Raw genomic sequence first — 20,785 nt, 5'->3', positions numbered from 1 at the left:
ATAATGGAGAAGTCATCAATGGCGTGGTTTTCTTGGCAACAAGCAAAACAGTTAGATCCGAGCTTAAATGCGTTAGATGGCTTCTTTTCAGAACCACTGGTGAAGGTGCAAACCGTCACCGGCGGGCTCACCAACCGCTGTTGGCGGTTGGAATCTTCTCAAGGCCTTGCTTATGTCTGGCGACCGACCAGCAACGTATGCAAGGCTTTTTCTATCTCTCGTCATAACGAGTATCAAGTTCTTCATGCGATCGAGTCGCTAAATCTCGGGCCAAAGCCGATCTTCGTTCATGAGCAAGGGTTATTAGTGGAGTGGATCGATGGGATCACGCTGACAAAAGATGGCATCGAGTTGGAAGAACTCTTACCCATCGCGGCGATCATTCATCAATACCATTCGAGCTCCATACCTGTTGTGCCATTTTCTTACATCTCGCGAATTGATCATTATTGGTTGGAGTTAGAAGGAAAGTACGTCGGTTCAGAATTTGAAACTCTATACAAACAGTGGCGTTCTGAACCTAGTGTTGAGCAAATTCCGTTAGCGCTGTGTCACTTTGATTTGGGGTGTTACAACCTAGTTCGGGGAGAGCAGGGCGTGAAAGTCATTGATTGGGAGTACGCAAGCCTTGCAGATCCAAGATTAGATTTAACGCTCATTTTGCAAATTACCGATTCGCCAATAGAAGAGTCGGTTGAACGCTATTGCCAGATTCGAAATATTGAAAATACCTCAGTTTGGCTTGAAGGAGTAAAAGCGTGGCACCCCCGCACTTTAGTGATGGCAATGCTTTGGTACTTGCTTGCTTATAAATTGTGGGGAGATGAACAATACTTAAACAGTGCGCAAGAGTTTAAAGATTTATTGTGTTTAGAAGATCACTGTTTTGAGAACTCGTGACGTTTTCCCCTTTATCAGTAAGGAAATAGTGGTAGTTTTAAAAAAAGTACCAGATTTTACAGGGAGAGGTACACATGATTATTTACTTGCACGGCTTTGATAGTACAAGCCCAGGTAACCACGAAAAAGTTCTTCAACTACAGTTCATCGATGACGATGTCCGTTTCATTAATTACAGCACGCTTCATCCTAAACATGACATGCAGCACCTGCTAAAAGAAGTGTCGAAGGTTATCGATCAGTCTGATGATCCTAATCCACTTATCTGTGGGGTTGGCCTTGGTGGGTATTGGTCTGAGCGTATTGGTTTCTTGTGTGGTATTAAGCAAGTGATGTTCAATCCGAACTTACATCCAGAAAACACCATGGCTGGTCGCATCGATCGACCAGAAGAATACGAAGATATTGCAACGAAGTGTGTAGATCAGTTCAGAGCTAAAAACCAAGGGCGCTGTTTAGTGATTTTGTCGAAAGAAGATGAAATTCATGACAATACAAAAACGGCTTCTGAGTTAGAAAAGCACTACGACATCATCTGGGATGAATCGCAGTCACATAAGTTCAAGAAAATCTCTCAGCATCTTCAAGCGATGAAAGAGTTCAAAAATACCTAGTACGCAAAACTCATTGTTTACGATTTAAACAGCACTGCTTGCAGTGCTGTTTTTCTATCTGTCCCATTTCGCTGGATTACTCCAGCTCACATTTTCAGCCGTTTAAAGGCAAGAATATTGTGTTCTTTCTATGGTTTTCTTACTGATGAACTATGTGGCACGAATACCTTGTTGTAGAGTAGTCGAAAAGTAGTCAATCCGCATCCAGAGTAAGGATTTTGGTTGCCTTCAAAGGATGGCTCTATATAATGAACCAGACTAAAATAATTTGATAAATATCAAAAAAAATTGAGAGCGAGTGAGAAACTTGCCCACTTTTGTCTGGAATCGTATGTTTCAGGCGATGTAAATGATGCCCAATGAACAAACAGTAATAACAACGAAAAACATAGGCATCCGTTTTAATCCAAACAAGCTGAGACACCTCTAAGAACCAAGAATTCATCGGTTGGATGTTTTACCGCAGATTTGCTGTGAGTGAGACATCGGGCTGAACCCCATATATTCATTTTTGTAGAGGAAAATCATTGTGACACGCATTATCGTTGTAGGCGGCGGTGCTGGTGGCCTTGAGTTGGCGACTAAGCTTGGCCGTACTCTTGGTCGTAAGAACCGTGCGCAAATTACGCTAGTAGACCGTAAAGCGAGCCACTTGTGGAAACCACTGTTGCATGAAGTTGCAACGGGTTCTTTGGATGAAGGTGTTGACGCTTTGAGCTACCGTGCTCATGCGAAAAACCATAGCTTCGATTTCCAAATGGGTAGCCTTCAAGACATCGACCGTGAACGTAAAGTGATCATTTTAAGTGAGCTGAAAGACGAGCACGGTGAACTTCTTATGCCAAGCCGCGAGCTAGAATACGATCTTCTAGTGATGGCGATTGGTTCAACATCGAACGATTTCAACACTCCAGGCGTTCGCGAAAACTGTATTTTCCTAGATAGCCCAGAACAAGCGCACCGTTTCCGTACAGAAATGAACAATGAGTTCCTAAAGCTGCATGCGAAAAACGGTAATGGTACAGTGGATATCGCGATCGTTGGTGCTGGTGCAACGGGCGTTGAGCTATCGGCTGAGCTGCACAATGCCGTGAAAGAACTTCGCACTTACGGGTTTGGTGATCTAGATTCAAGCAAGCTGAATGTTAACCTGATTGAAGCGGGCGAGCGCATTCTTCCTGCATTGCCACCACGTATTTCGTCTGCGGCGCATCAAGAGCTTGTTAAGCTGGGTGTAAACGTTCGTACAGCAACGATGGTGACTAAGGCGGAGAAAGACGGCCTAACTACCAAAGATGGCGAAAAGATTCCTGCGCAAATCATGGTTTGGGCTGCGGGTATCAAAGCTCCTGATTTCATCAAAGACATTGCAGGTCTAGAAACAAACCGTATTAACCAATTGGTTGTGAAAGGAACACTGCAAACAACGCGTGATGACGATATTTTTGTTATCGGCGACTTGGCGCAATGCACACAACCAGACGGCTCATTTGTGCCACCTCGTGCGCAAGCTGCGCACCAAATGGCTAGCCAAGCGTTCAGCAACATTGTGGCGAAGCTAAATGGTCGTGAGTTGAAAAACTACGTGTACAAAGACCATGGTTCTTTAGTGTCTCTAAGCCGCTTCTCTACAGTAGGTAGCTTGATGGGTAACTTAACCAAAGGGTCGATGATGGTTGAAGGCCGTATTGCACGTGTTGTTTATATCTCACTATACCGCATGCACTTGATGGCACTTCACGGCGTGTTCAAAACAGGATTGATGATGCTGGTTGGCCGCATTAACCGTGTATTGCGTCCAAACCTTAAGCTTCACTAATTTCGGCGATTCAGCCAGTTTCAGTGTTGAAACTATAGAATAGAAAAAGCCACCGCAAGTCGGTGGCTTTTTATTTCTATTTTGTCCCGTCCCAAATAAAGCTTACACCTTCCAACGCTTACCGCTGTCTTACAGCAAATCAGTTGGCAGAAGTGAATACACGACGCCATCTTTTGGTTTGCCATGGAAAATAAATCGATTTCTGGCGATGGCTTCTTTTTTGGCTCCAACGGATTCGATCAAAGCTTGGCTGGCGTTGTTATCAGGATCACAAACGATTTCAATACGCGTTAAGCTCAGTTTCGCAAAACAAAATTCTGCCAACGCTTTAATCGCCTCTTGAGCGTAGCCTTGTCTTTGGTAACGGTCTGCTACCCAATAACCAATACTCGCCATATTAAACGTATGGTAAAGCTCATTCACGGCTGCCATTCCCAGCAAGGTATTGCTATCTCTATCATAAATACCGAAACCAAATGCTTCCGTTTTGACCCAATTTAAACGTGTTGCTAGTAGAAAGTCTTGGGCATCTTTTAGCGAGACTTCTGCGTCACACCAATCAAGCCAAGTATGCAAAGATGGGGATTGGGAGAGCAATCGTTGTAGCGAGTGAGCGTCATCTGCTGGGATAAGACGAAGGGCTAGGCGAGGGGTGATGATTTCAAAATCTGGGCTCATGAATAAATACGACTTCCATTGCTGATTTTAGAGATACCGACCTTTCGTTCCTTAGGTCATTGTAGTTGTTGGCTTGGGTTTACTTCGCTCAAAGGCTAAGGCTCAAACCGAGTGACTACTGGCATGGTTGTGATTAAATGAGTTTAGGTGATATGAAGTGGCAGATAAAACAAAGCGCAGCGATTGCTGCGCTTTGTAGAACTGTCGAAGTTTAGTTAACTCGTCGCACTTGGATGATCATTCCCATTAGAGGGTTGTCTAAGTAGTGCGTTTCGCTGCTTTTCATGCGGCGTTTTTGATCCAATCGGTAGCTCTTTAAGAAGGTTTCTTCAGTCACCGTTGGTGAGATTTCTGCGAGGTTACCCACTTGAACGTTGCCGTCAACATCACCGAGTTCATCATTCAACTGGTCAGTTGATTTAGACTCAAAGCGAACTTCACGAACGCTTGGTTCACGCAAATCCAGCGTGGTTTCTGCAAACAAGTAATGCTGCACGTAAATTTGGAATTTGCCATCTAACTCATACAGTGGGCCGTTGATGGTTTCTTCGTTATAGCCATCGCTAGAGTAGCTGTTATTGCCATTAATCGGGCTACCATCTGCATTGTAAGAGCCAGAGAAATCACGACCACCTACAATTCGAAAGATTGGCGCGCTTGCTTTACCTCGATCACCTTGACGCCATGCTACGTGTTTTAGCACTTTAAATCCGGCATGATTGTTCAGCGCCGCTTCTTGTGCGTTTAAGCGGAAAGAAGAGCGAGGTAACAGAGTTACGCCTTTAGAGCGGCGGTAGGCTTCGCTGTCCAAACTGCCTACATTTTCCATGTCAATTTTAGGCAGTTGGTTTGGCCAAGATTCAGTAGTGCTTTCAGCGTCGACTGCTCGCTTGAAAATAATTACTTCAATATCAAATTGACGCGCAGCCCAAGAAGGCATTGAGACACATAGAAGCAATAACGGGATCAATATTCTCATTCGACTATTAGCTCGTTGGTAATAAATTCTGTTTAAAATCATTCAGTAAGTCTTGTACAAACTGAATGCGTTTACGTCGGTCCGCCAATGGTACGCTAAACTTGAACTTAGTTGGACCTTCCATTGCAAATTTTTGCGGCTGTGATTGCAGGAGTTTAACTAAATACGCTGGATTTATGTCAGCATCAGGGTAAAACTCGATAAATCCACCTTTATCATGGGCTTCTATCTTCTTCGCTTTAATACTACCTGCGGCAAATTTCAATTCTGAGACAGCCAGCAAGTTCTTCGCGGCATCAGGAAGTAAGCCAAAGCGGTCGATCAGCTCAACTTTTAATTCGGATAGCTCATCGCTGTCGCTCACACTCGCAATTCGTTTGTACATCGACAGACGCGTATTGACGTCTGGAATGTAATCATCAGGCAGTAGCGCAGGGATTCTCAGTTCTACTTCTGTTTGTTCACGAAGCAGATCATCCAATGATGGCTCTTTACCTTCTTTCAACGCTTCAACCGCTTGTTCAAGCATTTCCATATACAGTGTAAAACCAACAGATTGAATTTGACCACTTTGTTCGTCACCAAGCAGTTCACCAGCGCCACGAATTTCCAAATCGTGCGTTGCCAGAGTAAAGCCCGCGCCTAAGTCTTCCAGTGAAGCAATGGCATCGAGACGTTTAATGGCATCTTTGGTCATTGCTTTTGGATGTGGCGTTAACAAATAAGCGTAAGCTTGATGGTGAGAGCGACCAACACGGCCACGCAATTGATGCAGTTGCGCCAAGCCAAGGTTGTCAGCACGATCCATAATGATTGTGTTGGCCGTCGGAACGTCGATACCCGTTTCAATGATGGTGGTACACACCAACACGTTAAAGCGCTGGTGGTAGAAATCATTCATGATGCGTTCTAGTTCGCGTTCACGCATTTGGCCGTGTGCCACGGTAATACGGGCTTCTGGAATGAGTTTTTGTAAATCTTCTGCCGTTTTTTCAATGGTTTCAACCTGATTGTGCAGGAAGTAAACCTGACCACCACGCATGATTTCACGCAGTACGGCTTCTCGCACCACGGACTCTTCACGTTCGCGAACAAATGTCTTAATAGCTAAACGACGTGCTGGTGGTGTGGCGATGATCGACAAATCACGCATACCACTCATTGCCATGTTCAGCGTACGAGGAATCGGCGTTGCCGTTAGGGTGAGAATGTCCACGTCAGCGCGCATCGCTTTGACTTTCTCTTTTTGACGAACACCGAAGCGATGCTCTTCGTCGACGATCAACAAACCCAAATCTTTGAATTTGATGTCGCTGGAGAGCAATTTGTGCGTACCGACGACGATATCAACTTTGCCATCCGCAACATCTTGCAAAATCACTTTTTGCTCTTTGGCTGATTTAAAGCGAGAAAGCACCTCGACTCGGATTGGCAAGTTCGCGAAGCGGTCACGGAAGTTTTCAAAATGCTGCTGAGCAAGCAGGGTTGTTGGCACGAGTACGGCAACTTGTTTGCTGTTGTCCGTAGCAACAAAGGCCGCACGCATGGCAACTTCTGTTTTACCAAAGCCAACGTCACCACACACCAAACGATCCATGGCTTTTGCTTGGCACATATCGGAAAGCACCGCGTTGATTGCCATGGCTTGATCATCGGTTTCTTCAAACGGGAATGTTGCTTTGAAGGTCGCGTATTGGCCTCGATCCAAGGCAAATTTAAAGCCCGGTTTTAGCTCACGTTTCGCGTATACATCAAGTAGCTCTGCTGCAACATCGCGTACTTTCTCAGCTGCTTTTCGACGTGCTTTCGACCACGCTTCTCCGCCAAGTTTGTGCAGAGGAGCCGTTTCTTCAGCGCCGCCAGAGTAACGGCTGATCAAGTTTAGCGAGGAAACGGGAACATAAAGTTTGGCGTCGTTTTGGTATTCAAGCGTCACATACTCGGTTTTCATTCCCCCCGCTTCAAGGGTTTGCAGACCGATGTAGCGGCCGATGCCGTGGTCTATATGAACAACAGGTTGGCCTGGTTTCAGCTCGGCAAGGTGGCGAATAACAGTGTCACTGTTGACGGCTTTTTTGTCTTTGCGACGGCGTTGAATTACGCGATCGCCAAGCAAGTCACTTTCGCATATCAGCGCGAAATTCAGCTCGTCATGAATAAAGCCGTGTTCTGCTGAACCAAGAATCAACGTGAAACGGTGATCTGACTCCAAAGCGTGATACAGCGATTCTTGCACCACTGGGCGAACTTTGATGCCTTGCAGAAGCTCAGTCAGGGCTTCGCGTCGACCTTCCGATTCCACCGAAAAGATGATTTTGCCCGTAAATTGTTCGCTGAATTGGCGCAAACGAGATAATGGCTCTTTGTTTTGCTGTTGAACGCCAAGTTCTGCCAGTGTTTGTACCGCTAAGTTTTGGCGGCCAGCACGTTTCACTACTTTCTCTAGGCTGAGCTGTGCCTGAGGAAGTTGTTTGAAGTGTGCAAACAATTCGTCTTTCTTGAGCCACAAATCATGTGGGGCAAGAAGTGGACGCAGAGGATCAATTTTCTTTTGATCGTAGCGATATTCGACGTCATTTAAGAATGTGTCGACAGCTGCTTCAATGTCGCCGTATGTGATCAGCTGCGAATTTTCAGGTAAGTAGTCGAACAGGGTTTCGGTATGGTCGAAGAACAGTGGTTGCCAGTATTCAATGCCTGCCGGCCACGTTCCTTTGGTGACTTGCATGTAGATGGATTCTGGCTCGCGTCTCGCCTCAAACTGGGTGCGCCAACGAGTACGGAAATCTTCAATCGCTTCTTTCGTCGTTGGGAATTCATGCGCAGGCAGTAATTGGATTTGCTGAATGTCTTCAATAGAACGCTGGTTTTCCGGATCGAAAGTGCGAATGGTGTCGATCTCATCATCGAAAAAGTCAATACGGTAAGGATCAGCACTGCCCATCGGGAATAAGTCGAGAATCGAACCTCGGCTCGCGTATTCACCCGGCCCAAATACTTGGTCTACGTGACGGTAACCCGAGTTCTCTAGTTGCACTCTCAGGTTTTCTAGCGAGAAATTATCGCCTGTTTTGACCATTAGTGTGTGCTGTAACAAAAAATCTCGCGGAGATTGGCGCTGAAGAACAGTGCTGACTGGCACGATAGTGACACCGCCACGTTGATTCGGCAGTTGGTATAGGCGAGCAATACGGTCAGAAATTATCTCTTGGTGTGGAGAAAAATTGTCGTATGGCAACGTTTCCCAATCAGGGAAAAGGCTTACCGGTTGGTCGGTAAACTGTTCGATTTCTGCTTGCAGTTTCAACGCGATCTGCGGATCTGGCACAACCAGTAGTGAGTGACTTGAATGCTGCTTGGCCAGTTCGGCAATGGCGAGTGGCAGCGCTGCACCGGGTAAGTTGCCAAGTTGTTTTTTGTCGCCACGCTCAGTTGGATTGGTGACGGAAAGTATCGTTGCTTTGGTCATAGGAGTTATTTTTTATCTCGCTCCAGTGAGCGCTGACGTAAAAGTTTTTGTTGTTGATATAAAGCGGCTTTAATGAGCAAATCTTGGTCTGCTTCTCTGAGCATTTTATATCTAAGAGTGACGACGAACCCTTGCTCAGAGGCGACACACTCTACGACTTGAGCGTAGCAGTAAATTGCCGCAGCAGGATGGTCAAGAAAGAGTTTCACTCGGACAAATTGGTCCGTTTCAACTGGGCTTGATGATCGGTAACTCAACTGACTTGCACCAAATTGAGTGGTCTGGAAGCGAACCGAAATATCATCTTGTTGAGATAACATAAAGCTCAGCAGTAAGTTGAGCTTTGAGTTTTGCGTATCGAGCAAACTAATAACGTGTTTAAGCTCTTTATTTTGCAGCTCTAGGCGTGCGTTATCTGCCAATGTATCTAAGTGGCTGAACTCGCTCGCGACAATAAAAGGCGCAGGAATTTCTGACACAAACGTTTCTTCGTCTGGCAAAGCAAAATCGGTCCCCAAGGTTTCCACGTTAATGGTGAGGTTATGGTGAACGGTGAAGTATTCTTGCTCTGTCATAAATCGGTCCTTTGTTGCCAGCGAGCACTCTCATTTCACTACTAATAAGAGGGATAGGGCACTGATTATCGCTAACTGAATGAAGTTATCAAGTTTACCACTACTGCGTTTGAACTTTTTGCCCTAAATGCAGACTTATTGCATGTCGTTGACAAATTTAGCGATTATCTTGTCTTCTTCATGAGAAGAGTAAGGTAAGATAACTCTTATTATTTAGAACTAGGGTCAATCGCCCTTATTAGAAAACCAGTTGGTTTGTCCTGTATGTATCATCCTATCTCTTTGTTTATTGGCTTGAGATATCTTCGGGGACGCTCCGGAGATAGGTTTAGCCGATTTGTTTCTTATATGTCGACGGCGGGCATCACGATCGGTGTGATGGCGTTGGTCACTGTGCTTTCGGTTATGAACGGATTCGAAGCACAACTGAAAGAGCGCATTCTTGGTGTTCTTCCTCACGCGGTGATTTCTCAACATGATGGTCGCACTCCACTGACGGAGTCTGCGCCGCAATTCATTCAAGCGATGTCGGATGTTGCTGAGCCAGAACCTGTTGTTCGCGGAGAGGCGGTAATTCAAAGTTCGGCACAACTGACGGCAGGTTATTTGATTGGGATTGAGCCTAAGAAAGGCGACCCGATTGCCAACCATTTGATTGCGGGTCGTTTGTCTTCTCTTCAAGCGGGAGAGTACAAAGTATTTCTTGGCCACAGTTTAGCGCGCTCTCTTAAGGTTTCTATTGGCGACAAAGTTCGTTTAATGGTGACAAACGCCACGCAGTTTACCCCTCTTGGTCGAATCCCTAGTCAGCGCAACTTCACAGTGGCTGGTATTTTTAATACCGGTTCGGATGTCGATGGTCAGCTTATGATCGTCAATATGGCGGATGCAGCTAAGTTAATGCGCCTGCCCAAAGATACCGTATCTGGCTGGCGAGTGTTTTTCTCTGACCCATTTATGGTGACGGATTTCGCTGATAAACCGATGCCTGAAGGGTGGCAGTGGAGTGATTGGCGTGCACAACGTGGTGAGCTTTTCCAAGCTGTGAAAATGGAAAAGAACATGATGGGCTTAATGCTGGGTCTCATTGTCGGCGTTGCAGCGTTTAATATCATTTCTGCTTTGATCATGGTGGTGATGGAAAAACAATCTGAAGTCGCGATTTTGAAAACGCAGGGTATGACGCAATCGCAAGTCATGACGATTTTCATGGTGCAAGGCGCAAGTAGTGGTGTGATTGGGGCTATTGTCGGCGGAGCGGTTGGCGTGGCGTTGTCACTCAACCTCAACGCCATTTTGGAATCGGCTGGCGTGGCTCTGTTCAGCTTTGGCGGGCATTTACCAATTGTGATTGATTCTTTCCAAATTCTATTAGTGGTAGTGCTAGCGATTGCTCTGAGTCTGGCTGCTACTGTTTATCCTTCTTACCGAGCATCTTCTGTTAAACCTGCTGAGGCACTTCGCTATGAATAAGCTATTAGAATGTCGTGATATTCGTAAAGTATACCGAGAAGGTTCGTTGGATACGGAAGTGTTGAAAGGCGTGAGCTTTGATATCGATAAAGGTGAGCTCGTTTCGATTGTTGGCTCATCGGGCTCTGGTAAGAGTACGCTGCTTCATATCCTTGGCGCATTGGACGACGCAACGCAAGGTGAAGTGGATTTTTTAGGGCAGAACCTATCGGCGTTAAGCTCCAATAAGCAGGCTGCTTTGCGCAACAAACATCTTGGTTTTGTGTATCAATTTCACCACTTACTTGCTGATTTTACGGCACTCGAAAATGTCGCAATGCCACTGCTGATTGGCGGTACTAAAGTGACAGAAGCTAAAGAGGCGGCAAAAGCGCTGCTTGAGAAAGTGGGCTTGAGCCATCGTATGGATCACCGCCCATCAGAGCTGTCTGGTGGTGAGCGCCAGCGTGTGGCCATTGCTCGTGCTCTTGTGAACAAGCCTGACTTAGTTTTGGCTGACGAACCAACTGGTAATCTGGATCACAATACGGCTTTGGCGATTTACGATTTGATGCGTGAATTAAACAAAGAGTCGAACATCGCCTTTTTAGTGGTGACGCATGACAACGAACTCGCAGCAAAAATGGACCGTCAGATGCACATGCAAGATGGCCTTCTGGTGGATCGTTTGATGACCGAATCGGCATCGGTGGAGGGCTAGTTTTGTTCTCTTCTTTAGCATTAATGATTGGTGGTCGCTTTAGTCGTGCGAAAAAGCGCAACAAAATGGTGTCGTTCATTTCTCTTTCTTCAACCATTGGTATTGCAGTAGGCGTGGCGGTGATCATCATTGGCCTTTCGGCGATGAATGGTTTTGAGCGTGAGCTTCAGTCGCGAGTGTTGTCCGTGATTCCTCATGGTGAGTTAGAAGGGGTTAATGGGCCACTGCAGAACTACACCAAGACGATGAACCAAGCGCTGCAACATGAGCATGTCGTTGCTGCCGCACCGTACGTCCGCTTTACGGGTTTAGCCGAAAAAGGCAGTAAACTAAAGGCGATTGAAGTGCGTGGTGTGGATCCTGCGTATGAGCAAGCGGTGTCGAGCATGTCTGACTTTATTGATCCAGAGGCATGGCAGAACTTTTACTCAGGCCAACAACAAGTGATTTTAGGTCGAGGAGTTGCAAATGAGTTGAAGGTGCAAGTCGGTGACTACGTCACGTTGATGATTCCTCAAACGGGTGGCACAAATAAAGTTCAAGCGCCGAAACGTGTGCGCGTCAAAGTGGCGGGCTTTTTGACGTTGAACGGCCAAATTGATCATTCATTGGCTTTAGTTCCGCTGGCGGATGCGCAGCAATACGCTCGTTTAGGAGACGGCGTAACTGGAATTTCTCTAAAAACCGATGATGTTCTTGATGCGCCTTCGATCGTTCGAGAAGTCGGCAACCTAGTGAATGTGTACGTATATTTGAAGAGTTGGCAGCAGCAGTTTGGCTTTCTCTACCGTGACATTCAGTTGGTACGCACGATCATGTATTTAGTCATGGTATTAGTGATTGGTGTGGCGTGTTTCAATATCGTCTCGACATTGATGATGGCGGTGAAGGACCGCGCAGCAGAGATCGCGATTTTGCGTACGATGGGGGCAAAAGATGGTCTGATTAAACGTATTTTCGTTTGGCAGGGCGTCTTCTCTGGAGTGTTTGGTAGCCTTGTCGGTAGCCTTGTTGGTGTGTTGGTTGCGTTGAATTTAACTCCAATCATTAAGGGGCTTGAAGGCTTAATAGGACACCAGTTTTTATCGGGTGACATCTACTTTGTGGACTTTCTTCCTTCGCAGTTGCATTGGCCTGACGTCGCATTGGTGTCGACCACCGCTATAGTATTAAGCCTATTGGCCACTTGGTACCCAGCTTCTCGTGCAGCGAAACTGAACCCTGCCGCAGTTTTGAGTGCTAAGTAGCGAAGGAAGGAAAGCTAGCCTCGTAGACATCGTTGTTAGCGATGACTTATTTTGCTAAGTACTCTAGATACAGAAAAGGACCTTTCATGGTCCTTTTTTGTATTCATTAGCATCTTTTCATTCTTTGCTTACATTTCGTTTCAGCTTTATTGTCGTTTGAACCTCAAGCCATGTCGCAACGAATGATTTTAGCGTCTTATCCGCTTATCTTACTTTTCGTTTTTGCCAACTGCGAACGACAGAGTAGCGCCACAATCCGCGAATACCGAAATAACCAATGATCGCAGAACCCACACCGCAAATTGCGCACCCCAATAGGAATGGAGGCCCAATCGTGCTCATCTGTTGCATGATAAAGTCCCAAGATAGCTCAAAATGGAATGGCTGAGGTGGAACATGCATGACCCATGCACCGAGCTTGTAAGCAAAGTAAAACAAGACTGGCATGGTAATAGGGTTGCTGACCCAAACGAGAGCGACTGACAGAGGTAAATTTACGCCCATTAAAATGGCTAAACCTGCAGACATGATCATCTGGCTCGGAAGCGGGACAAACGCCATAAATAGGCCAACGGCAAAAGCACCTGACGCAGAGCGACGGTTTAAGCACCAAAGGTTCGGGTTGTATAACACATTGCCGAAGACCTTCAATGCTTTTTGGCGTTTGATCACTTCGTGATCAGGCATGAAGCGTTTTATCAGCTTTCTAGGCATAGGACGACATGACTCTCTTAGAAAAAAGTTGGACCTTGGCGTTATTTGTCGCGAGCGTAATTTCGTCTGCATGGTGGCCGACGATGCCGGATTGGCGTTGGTTGCTGCTGGGAATAATTACCACTGGCTCAATAATTAAATTACGTCGAGGCTTAATTAGCATAGGCGTAATTGTGGGCTTTATGGTTGTCATCGTCCACGGCAATATTATGGAGTATCAGAGACAAGCCCTTTTTCAAGCAGGTGAGAATAGTACCATAATTGGTAGAGTTGACAGCTCTTTTACGCAAATAAGTCACGGATATGAAGGTGTCGTAGCGATAAAACAAGTGAATTCTCACACTCTGTTACCTTTTCTTAAACCTAAAGTCCGCCTTATAACGCCATTCCCACTAGCTGTTAACAGTGAGTTTACGACTAACGTTTTGATTAAGCCCATTATCGGCCTCAGAAATGAAGCGGGTTTCGACGCAGAAAAGCAGTCAATGGGAAGTGGTGTTGTTGCAAGAGCGGTCGTAACTAAAGATTCATACTGGGTCATTCGTACTTCTTCGTCTTGGCGCGAAGCTATTATTCAAACTGTTGAGCGTGATATTTCTCGCCTTGAGCATTTTGCTCTAATTAAAGCACTGGCTTTTGCTGATCGCACTGGGCTTACCAAAGAGGATTGGCAGTCTCTGCGTGACAGCGGACTACTGCATCTTGTATCAATTTCTGGTCTACACATTGGGATGGCATTGACGTTTGGGCTCGCCCTTGGTGGGCTTATTCGGCTTGCTATGCCACGATATTGGTTTCTGCCATCAGTGAGTGGGTTGGCGTTTGCCATTGTTTACGCTTGGCTTGCTGATTTTTCTTTGCCGACGACCCGAGCCGTTTCTGTTTGTATCATCTATCTTGCTTTGAAGTATTGGCTTGTTCATTGGAGTCCATGGCGCGTACTGTTATTGGCTGTGGCGTTGCAACTTTTCTTCCAACCTTTTGCTTCTTTTAGTTTGAGTTTTTGGCTGTCTTATTTATCCGTTGGTGCCGTTTTGTTTGCGGTTAACACAGTGCAAGACTCGAAGGAAGGTCGTTTGGGAAAGTTGCGGATACTTCTGTTGACTCAACTGATACTGAGCTTATTGATTGTCCCGATCAGTGGCTATTTTTTCTCTGGATTTAGCTGGTCTTCTTTAGTCTACAATTTGGTTTTCATTCCTTGGTTTGGCTTTGTTGTCGTTCCAATCATGTTTGCTGCTTTAATCGCGTCATTGCTCTTTCCTATGTTGGCGACGGTTCTATGGTATTTGCTTGACGTATTCCTTGTGCCACTAAGTTGGTCGGTTCGATATGCCATAGGAACTTGGCAACCCATTAGTGCCGAGTGGACATTTGTTATTGCTGTAGTGAGTGTCGTGCTCGTTTTAAGACATGTTATGCCTCGTTACGTTTGGATGTTTGTCTGTGTAATTGTTGTGATGACCGGGTTGTTTCCTAAGCAATATAACCAAACTTGGCGTATTGATGTACTTGATGTCGGGCATGGGTTGGCGGTACTGGTTGAAAAAGAGGGGAGAGTTTTACTCTATGATACGGGCAAGGCTTGGCAAAACGGCAGTATAGCTGAGCAAGTGATTACGCCAGTACTGCACCGCAGAGGTTACTCAAGTGTCGATACGATGATTTTAAGTCATGCCGATAATGACCATGCTGGCGGCCGAAAAGTGATAGAGCAGTACTTTTCACCTAAACACAAACTAAGCAGCCAGAGCTTTTTACATTATCAGCCTTGTATTGCTGCTGAGAAATGGAAGTGGCAAGGGTTGAACATGGAGGTACTTTGGCCTCCTAAACCTGTTGTACGTGCATACAACCCCCACTCTTGTGTCATCAGTCTGGAAGACCCTAGTTCAGGTTTTAAAATGTTGTTCACTGGTGATATCGAAGCCATCAGCGAATGGATACTGCTTCGAGAGCCAGAAAAGCTGCGCAGTGATGTAATGCTAGTGCCGCATCATGGAAGCAAAAGCTCTTCTAACCTTAAGTTTATCAATGCTGTTGAGCCTAGCTTGGCTATTGCTTCAACGGCAAAACTAAACCAGTGGGGAATGCCCGCACCTGAAGTCGTTCAAGCCTATACCGACAGTGGTGTTAGTTGGTTAGACACTGGAAGTGATGGCCAAATAACAATCTTACTTGATGGCAATAACTGGCGTTTTGAAAGTAAACGTCGTGAGACAATTGAGCCTTGGTATAGGCAGATGCTGCGTAACCGAGTAGAATAAGAGTCTTACTGTAAGAAAATAAAGCACTTCTATGTCGATAAATACTGATGAAACGACTTGGCAGACGTTTAAACGTCTTTGGCAGTTTATCCGCCTTTACAAGTCTGGCCTTATCGTTGCCGTCATTGCATTAGTGATTAATGCTATCTCTGATACTTATATGATTTCCCTACTAAAACCGCTTCTCGATGAAGGTTTTGGTAATGCGGATTCTGATTTTCTACGTACACTTCCTTTAATTATATTTGTCATGATGTTCATTCGTGGCACGAGTGGTTTTGTCTCCACTTATTGTTTGAGTTGGGTCTCTGGCAATGTGGTGATGCTAGTACGACGCATGGTGTTTAATCACTTTATGCACATGCCTGTATCGTACTTTGACAAAGAAAAAACGGGTAACTTGCTTTCTCGAATCACTTACGATTCAGAGCAAGTCTCTGCGGCGACGAGCCAAGCGTTAGTGAGCATCGTACGTGAAGGCGCAAGCATTATTGGTTTGCTTGTTCTGATGTTTTACAACAGCTGGCAGTTGTCATTAGTGCTGTTTGCTGTAGCGCCTGTGGTTGCTTGGGGAATTGGTGTCGTTTCTAAGCGATTCAGAAAAATCTCTAAGAATATGCAAACGATGATGGGTAATGTGACCGCATCGGCTGAGCAAATGTTAAAAGGGCACAAAGTCGTATTGAGCTACGGTGGTCAAGACATTGAACGTCAACGTTTTGATAAAGTCAGCAACCAAATGCGTCAACAAAGCATGAAGTTGGTAACGGCTCAAGCTGCGGCAAACCCAATCATTCAAATGATTGCATCATTTGCGATTGTTGCTGTTCTTTATCTGGCAAGCATTGATTCCATCAAAGAGCAGCTGACTCCGGGTACTTTTACCGTGGTCTTTTCTGCGATGTTTGGTTTGATGCGCCCACTTAAAGCACTGACAAACGTAACTTCTCAATTCCAACGTGGTATGGCAGCAAGCCAAACTTTGTTTGCTCTGATCGATTTAGAACCAGAGAAAAACGAAGGTAAATACACGGTTGAGCGCGCGAAGGGTGAAGTATCTGTGAAAGATGTCAGCTTCACGTATGAAGGTTCAGAAAAGCCAGCTCTAGATCATGTCAGTTTTGATATTCCAAGAGGTAAAACGGTCGCTCTAGTGGGGCGTTCAGGTTCAGGTAAAAGTACCATTGCGAACTTGTTTAACCGTTTTTATGACGTGGACAGTGGCTCGATTACATTAGATGGCCGTGATATTCGTGACTATGAATTGAAGAACTTGCGTGAGCAGTTTGCTTTGGTTTCGCAAAACGTACATCTTTTCAATGACACCATAGCAAACAACATTGCTTACGCGACGGAAGATAAGTACCAGCGCAGTGATATTGAGCATGCAGCGAAGCTGGCTCACGCAATGGAATTCATCAATAAGATGGAAAATGGTTTAGATACCATGATCGGCGAAAACGGCGCGAGCTTATCTGGTGGTCAGCGCCAACGTGTAGCTATTGCTCGAGCGTTGCTGCGTGATGCGCCTGTACTGATTCTTGACGAAGCAACCTCTGCTTTGGATACGGAATCTGAGCGTGCCATCCAAGCTGCATTAGATGAGCTGCAGAAAGATAAAACCGTGTTGGTGATTGCTCACCGCTTGTCAACGATCGAAAAAGCCGATGAGATTCTAGTCGTAGACGACGGTGCCATTATTGAACGAGGTAATCACGCAGACTTGATTGCTAAGAATGGCGCTTACGCTCAACTTCATCGCATCCAGTTTGGCGAATAGTTGCTGTGGTTGAAAAAATCTGGTTTGAAAATCATCCATTAAAATATCTGTTGTGGCCATTATTATGGCCACTCAGTGTGTTGTTTGGTGCAATCAGTAGGTCGAAGCGCCAACAGTTTCAAACTGGTCGCAAGCAAGCGTATCAAGCACCAGTGCCCGTAGTGGTGGTCGGTAATATCACCGCTGGTGGCAATGGTAAGACGCCTGTTGTGGTTTGGTTGGTCGAGCAATTACAACATCTGGGGTATAAACCGGGAGTGGTGTCTCGAGGATACGGTGCGAAGGCTCCGCAGTATCCGCTGGTGTTAAATGATGATACTCCTACTCAACATTGTGGTGATGAACCTAAACTCATCCACCGGCGCACCGGAGCTCCTGTCGCAGTAGACCCTGTACGTGCAAACGCCGTGAAAGCGCTAGTAGAGTTAGACGTGGATATCATCATTACCGATGATGGTTTGCAGCATTATGCTCTAGAGCGTGATGTTGAACTTGTGATTGTTGATGGAAATCGTCGTTTTGGTAATGAGTGTTTGATTCCGCTTGGTCCATTGCGCGAAGGTGTTGAGCGACTTCAGGAAGTCGACTTTATCATCACCAATGGCGGTTTGGCCCATCAGGGTGAGATCTCAATGTCTCTAGCACCATCAAAAGCGATCAACCTAAAGACCAAGCAGCAAGTTGATGTAAGTGAGTTAAAGGCATTGGTGGCATTTGCCGGTATCGGGCATCCACCTCGTTTTTTTAATACACTAGAATCAATGAATGCGGATGTTAAAGTCACGAAAGGTTTTGCTGACCATCAAGACTTTGACCAAAAAGAACTTGAAGCATTGGCTCTACAAGGGGCGAATGTGATTATGACAGAGAAAGATGCTGTCAAATGTAGCGACTACGCACAAGACAATTGGTGGTATCTTCCTGTATCTGCTCAATTTGAGCCTAAAGATGCAGAGCGAATTTTAAATCGAATAAAAGAGGTTAAAGCGACTTATGGATCACCGTCTGCTTGAGATTGTGGCTTGCCCAGTGTGTAAAGGTAAGCTGACTTACGATAAAGATAATCAAGAGTTGATCTGCAAATTGGATCGCCTTGCTTACCCTATTAAAGAGGGTATTCCTGTTTTGCTTGAGCCAGAAGCTCGCACCATGAGTATGGATGAGGGACGTTAATGTCTTTTACGGTTGTGATACCGGCTCGTTACTCTTCGAGCCGTTTACCAGGTAAACCACTGGCTGATATCGGTGGTAAACCAATGGTGCAATGGGTTTACGAACAAGCAATGCAATCTGGCGCTGATGACGTGATCATTGCGACTGACGATGAGCGAGTTTCTGCGGCGGTTGAGCAATTCGGTGGCAAAGTTTGTATGACTTCGCCAAACCACGAATCTGGTACAGAGCGTTTAGCGGAAGTGGTAGAGAAAATGGCTATTCCTGCTGACCACATTATTGTGAACGTTCAAGGTGATGAGCCTTTGGTACCACCAGTTATCATCCGCCAAGTCGCAGATAATTTAGCCGCTAGTGATGCGCCTATGGCTACGTTGGCGGTTGAAATTGAATCTGAGGATGAAGCCTTCAACCCAAATGCCGTAAAAGTCGTTGCTGATGAGCGTGGTTATGCCATGTACTTTAGCCGAGCAACAATTCCTTGGGATCGTGATAACTTCGCAAAGCAAGACAAAGCTATCGTGAATCCATTGATGCGTCACATCGGTATCTATGCATACCGCGCAGGTTTCATTAACACTTACGTAAACTGGACGCCAAGTGCCCTAGAGCAAATTGAATGCCTAGAGCAGTTACGAGTGCTTTGGTACGGCGAGAAAATCCACGTTGCAGTCGCTAAAGAAGCGCCAGCAGCAGGCGTTGATACGCCAGAAGATCTTGAAGCCGTTAGAGCTATTGTGGCGAAAAAAGCGTAACGATTCTACTTCTTGCAGTTAATAAAAAGGCTCCTTTCATGGAGCCTTTGGCTTTAAGGGGATGAGTCTATTTTTTACTAAATGTTTGAATCGTACTGATTGCGTTTTGGACAAGTAGCTAATGTTTCTCTGTGTCCCGTGTCTTTAACTTCTTCTAAGATTACGTCAAAGCCCCATAGGCGATAGACGTGTTTCAATACCTCATCATAACTTTCATCGAGTGGAATGCGGTTATGAGGAACGTACTGCAACGTGAGTGAACGGTCACCACGAACATCCACGTTAAACACCTGAATGTTAGGCTCTAAGTTTGATAGGTTGTACTGCGCCGCCAGAGTTTCTCGAATGCGCTTGTAGCCCATTTCATCATGTATAGCGGAGACTTCAATAAAGTTCTTCCTGTCATCATCGTTGATGGCGAACAGTTTGAAATCACGCATCAATTTCGGCGACAGATATTGGCTGATAAAGCTTTCATCTTTGAAATTATGCATAGCAAAATGCAAGGCGTCTAACCAATCTGTTCCTGCTAGATCTGGGAACCACTCTTTATCCTCGTCAGTTGGATCTTCACAAATACGCTTTATATCGCGGAACATTGCAAAGCCGAGAGCATAAGGGTTGATACCGCTAAAGTAAGGACTGTTGTAGGGTGGTTGAGCAACCACACTTGTATGGCTATGTAAAAATTCAAGAATGAACTTTTCGGACACAATACCTTCATCATACAAGTGGTTTAGAATCGTGTAGTGCCAGAACGTTGCCCATCCCTCATTCATAACCTGAGTTTGCTTTTGTGGATAAAAGTACTGGCTGATTTTTCGGACGATTCGAACAACCTCGCGTTGCCATGGTTCCAAGAGCGGCGCATGTTTCTCAAAGAAGTAGAGTAGGTTTTCTTGAGGTTCACTAGGGAAGCGCTCTTTAATGTCTTCTTCTTTAGTTTTGGCTCTTGGTACGGTTCGCCACAGTTCATTGACTTGAGATTGCAGATAAGCCTCGCGCTCCTCTTGGCGAGCCTTCTCTTCGGTAATTGAGATTTTCTCTGGTCGTTTGTAGCGGTCGACACCAAAGTTCATTAACGCATGGCAGGAGTCGAGAAGCTTTTCAACCTCTTGAACGCCATAGCGCTCCTCACATTCGGCAAGGTACTTTTTAGCAAAGAGTAAGTAGTCGATGATAGAACTGGCGTCCGTCCACGTTTGGAACAGATAATTCCCCTTGAAGAAAGAGTTGTGGCCGTAGCACGCGTGCGCGATGACAAGCGCTTGCATAGTGACTGTGTTCTCTTCCATCAAATACGCAATACAAGGGTCGGAGTTAATCACAATCTCGTACGCAAGGCCCATCTGACCATGTTTGTAGTTCTGTTCTGTTTGAATGAACTTTTTACCAAATGACCAATGGTTGTAGTTGATAGGCATACCGATACTTGAGTACGCATCCATCATCTGCTCAGACGTGATCACTTCGATCTGATTTGGATAGGTGTCCAAACGATAGTGCTCCGCGACACGTTTTATTTCCTTGTGATAGCGTTCAAGCAGTTCGAATGTCCAATCCGGTCCGTCAGGTAGCAACTTGCTGTTGCGCTTTTTAGGCACCTCTCCAGAGAGGTTTTTTGTTGCGGTAGTCATCGCTA

Annotated in this window: 17 protein-coding genes; 11 read left to right on the top strand and 6 right to left on the bottom strand. The window is 45.6% G+C overall.

Annotation, left to right across the window (positions count from 1 at the left end; all coding sequences use genetic code 11):
- Positions 1–18 precede the first annotated feature (18 nt).
- The 3 genes from thiK (at position 19) to ACF8CV_RS15800 (ending at position 3,333) form a co-directional block, all read left to right on the top strand.
- Positions 19–900 (top strand): thiamine kinase, encoded by an 882-nt coding sequence (gene thiK, locus ACF8CV_RS15810; RefSeq protein ID WP_075983847.1) that lies wholly within the window; start codon positions 19–21, stop codon positions 898–900.
- A gap of 74 nt (positions 901–974) precedes the next feature.
- Entirely contained in the window at positions 975–1,514 is a 540-nt protein-coding gene (ycfP, locus tag ACF8CV_RS15805; RefSeq protein WP_005456278.1) for an alpha/beta hydrolase YcfP, read from the top strand.
- A gap of 529 nt (positions 1,515–2,043) precedes the next feature.
- Positions 2,044–3,333 (top strand): NAD(P)/FAD-dependent oxidoreductase, encoded by a 1,290-nt coding sequence (locus ACF8CV_RS15800; protein ID WP_005456272.1) that lies wholly within the window; start codon positions 2,044–2,046, stop codon positions 3,331–3,333.
- A 129-nt stretch (positions 3,334–3,462) separates the two neighbouring features.
- Here the strand turns inward: ACF8CV_RS15800 and ACF8CV_RS15795 are convergent, their stop codons facing one another.
- The 4 genes from ACF8CV_RS15795 to ACF8CV_RS15780 form a co-directional block, all read right to left on the bottom strand.
- Entirely contained in the window at positions 3,463–4,011 is a 549-nt protein-coding gene (locus ACF8CV_RS15795) for a GNAT family N-acetyltransferase (RefSeq protein ID WP_005481806.1), read from the bottom strand.
- A 211-nt stretch (positions 4,012–4,222) separates the two neighbouring features.
- Positions 4,223–4,990, bottom strand: coding sequence for a peptidoglycan binding protein CsiV (locus ACF8CV_RS15790; protein ID WP_021449347.1), 768 nt, complete (start codon positions 4,988–4,990; stop codon positions 4,223–4,225).
- Positions 4,991–4,997: 7 nt separating this feature from the next.
- Positions 4,998–8,459, bottom strand: coding sequence for a transcription-repair coupling factor (gene mfd, locus ACF8CV_RS15785; RefSeq protein ID WP_075983848.1), 3,462 nt, complete (start codon positions 8,457–8,459; stop codon positions 4,998–5,000).
- A 5-nt stretch (positions 8,460–8,464) separates the two neighbouring features.
- Complete coding sequence (locus ACF8CV_RS15780) at positions 8,465–9,034, bottom strand: PilZ domain-containing protein (protein ID WP_075983849.1); 570 nt, start codon at positions 9,032–9,034, stop codon at positions 8,465–8,467.
- 264 nt (positions 9,035–9,298) lie between these two features.
- Here ACF8CV_RS15780 and lolC point away from each other — a divergent pair, with 264 nt between their 5' ends.
- Genes lolC through lolE form a run of 3 tightly spaced genes read left to right on the top strand, consistent with a single transcriptional unit; the run spans position 9,299 to position 12,454 of the window.
- Positions 9,299–10,507 carry a lipoprotein-releasing ABC transporter permease subunit LolC gene (gene lolC, locus ACF8CV_RS15775; RefSeq protein ID WP_029785989.1) on the top strand — a complete coding sequence of 403 codons (1,209 nt, stop codon included), beginning with the start codon at positions 9,299–9,301 and terminating at the stop codon, positions 10,505–10,507.
- On the top strand, positions 10,500–11,207 hold the full coding sequence (lolD, locus tag ACF8CV_RS15770) for a lipoprotein-releasing ABC transporter ATP-binding protein LolD (protein ID WP_020840312.1): 708 nt from the start codon (positions 10,500–10,502) through the stop codon (positions 11,205–11,207). The genes lolC and lolD overlap by 8 nt, the downstream gene beginning before the upstream one ends.
- 2 nt (positions 11,208–11,209) lie before the next feature.
- Positions 11,210–12,454 carry a lipoprotein-releasing ABC transporter permease subunit LolE gene (gene lolE / locus ACF8CV_RS15765; protein WP_015296461.1) on the top strand — a complete coding sequence of 415 codons (1,245 nt, stop codon included), beginning with the start codon at positions 11,210–11,212 and terminating at the stop codon, positions 12,452–12,454.
- A gap of 204 nt (positions 12,455–12,658) precedes the next feature.
- On the opposite strand, the gene ACF8CV_RS15760 is transcribed toward lolE, so the two are convergent.
- A complete protein-coding gene (locus tag ACF8CV_RS15760; RefSeq protein ID WP_005456245.1) occupies positions 12,659–13,168 on the bottom strand; it encodes a DUF2062 domain-containing protein in 510 nt (169 codons plus the stop codon).
- Between the two features lie 8 nt (positions 13,169–13,176).
- Between ACF8CV_RS15760 and ACF8CV_RS15755 the strand changes: the two genes are divergently transcribed.
- From ACF8CV_RS15755 to kdsB, 5 genes are read left to right on the top strand one after another with little or no spacing between them, the layout of a single operon-like run.
- On the top strand, positions 13,177–15,435 hold the full coding sequence (locus ACF8CV_RS15755) for a DNA internalization-related competence protein ComEC/Rec2 (RefSeq protein ID WP_155006985.1): 2,259 nt from the start codon (positions 13,177–13,179) through the stop codon (positions 15,433–15,435).
- Between the two features lie 31 nt (positions 15,436–15,466).
- Positions 15,467–17,215 (top strand): lipid A ABC transporter ATP-binding protein/permease MsbA, encoded by a 1,749-nt coding sequence (gene msbA, locus ACF8CV_RS15750; RefSeq protein ID WP_025542099.1) that lies wholly within the window; start codon positions 15,467–15,469, stop codon positions 17,213–17,215.
- Between the two features lie 5 nt (positions 17,216–17,220).
- On the top strand, positions 17,221–18,228 hold the full coding sequence (gene lpxK, locus ACF8CV_RS15745) for a tetraacyldisaccharide 4'-kinase (protein ID WP_025508123.1): 1,008 nt from the start codon (positions 17,221–17,223) through the stop codon (positions 18,226–18,228).
- Positions 18,209–18,388 (top strand): Trm112 family protein, encoded by a 180-nt coding sequence (locus ACF8CV_RS15740; RefSeq protein ID WP_005378451.1) that lies wholly within the window; start codon positions 18,209–18,211, stop codon positions 18,386–18,388. The genes lpxK and ACF8CV_RS15740 overlap by 20 nt, the downstream gene beginning before the upstream one ends.
- Complete coding sequence (gene kdsB, locus ACF8CV_RS15735; RefSeq protein WP_138938454.1) at positions 18,388–19,143, top strand: 3-deoxy-manno-octulosonate cytidylyltransferase; 756 nt, start codon at positions 18,388–18,390, stop codon at positions 19,141–19,143. The genes ACF8CV_RS15740 and kdsB overlap by 1 nt, the downstream gene beginning before the upstream one ends.
- A 77-nt stretch (positions 19,144–19,220) precedes the next feature.
- On the opposite strand, the gene ACF8CV_RS15730 is transcribed toward kdsB, so the two are convergent.
- A complete protein-coding gene (locus tag ACF8CV_RS15730) occupies positions 19,221–20,780 on the bottom strand; it encodes a SpoVR family protein (RefSeq protein WP_025441580.1) in 1,560 nt (519 codons plus the stop codon).
- Positions 20,781–20,785: the final 5 nt, after the last annotated feature.

Origin of the sequence: Vibrio sp. zbq_1 (genome assembly GCF_043102935.1) — a bacterium.
GTDB classification, from domain to species: domain Bacteria; phylum Pseudomonadota; class Gammaproteobacteria; order Enterobacterales; family Vibrionaceae; genus Vibrio; species Vibrio parahaemolyticus.
Note: the sequence above shows the minus strand (reverse complement) of the source record. Positions and strands in the feature narration are given on the sequence as shown.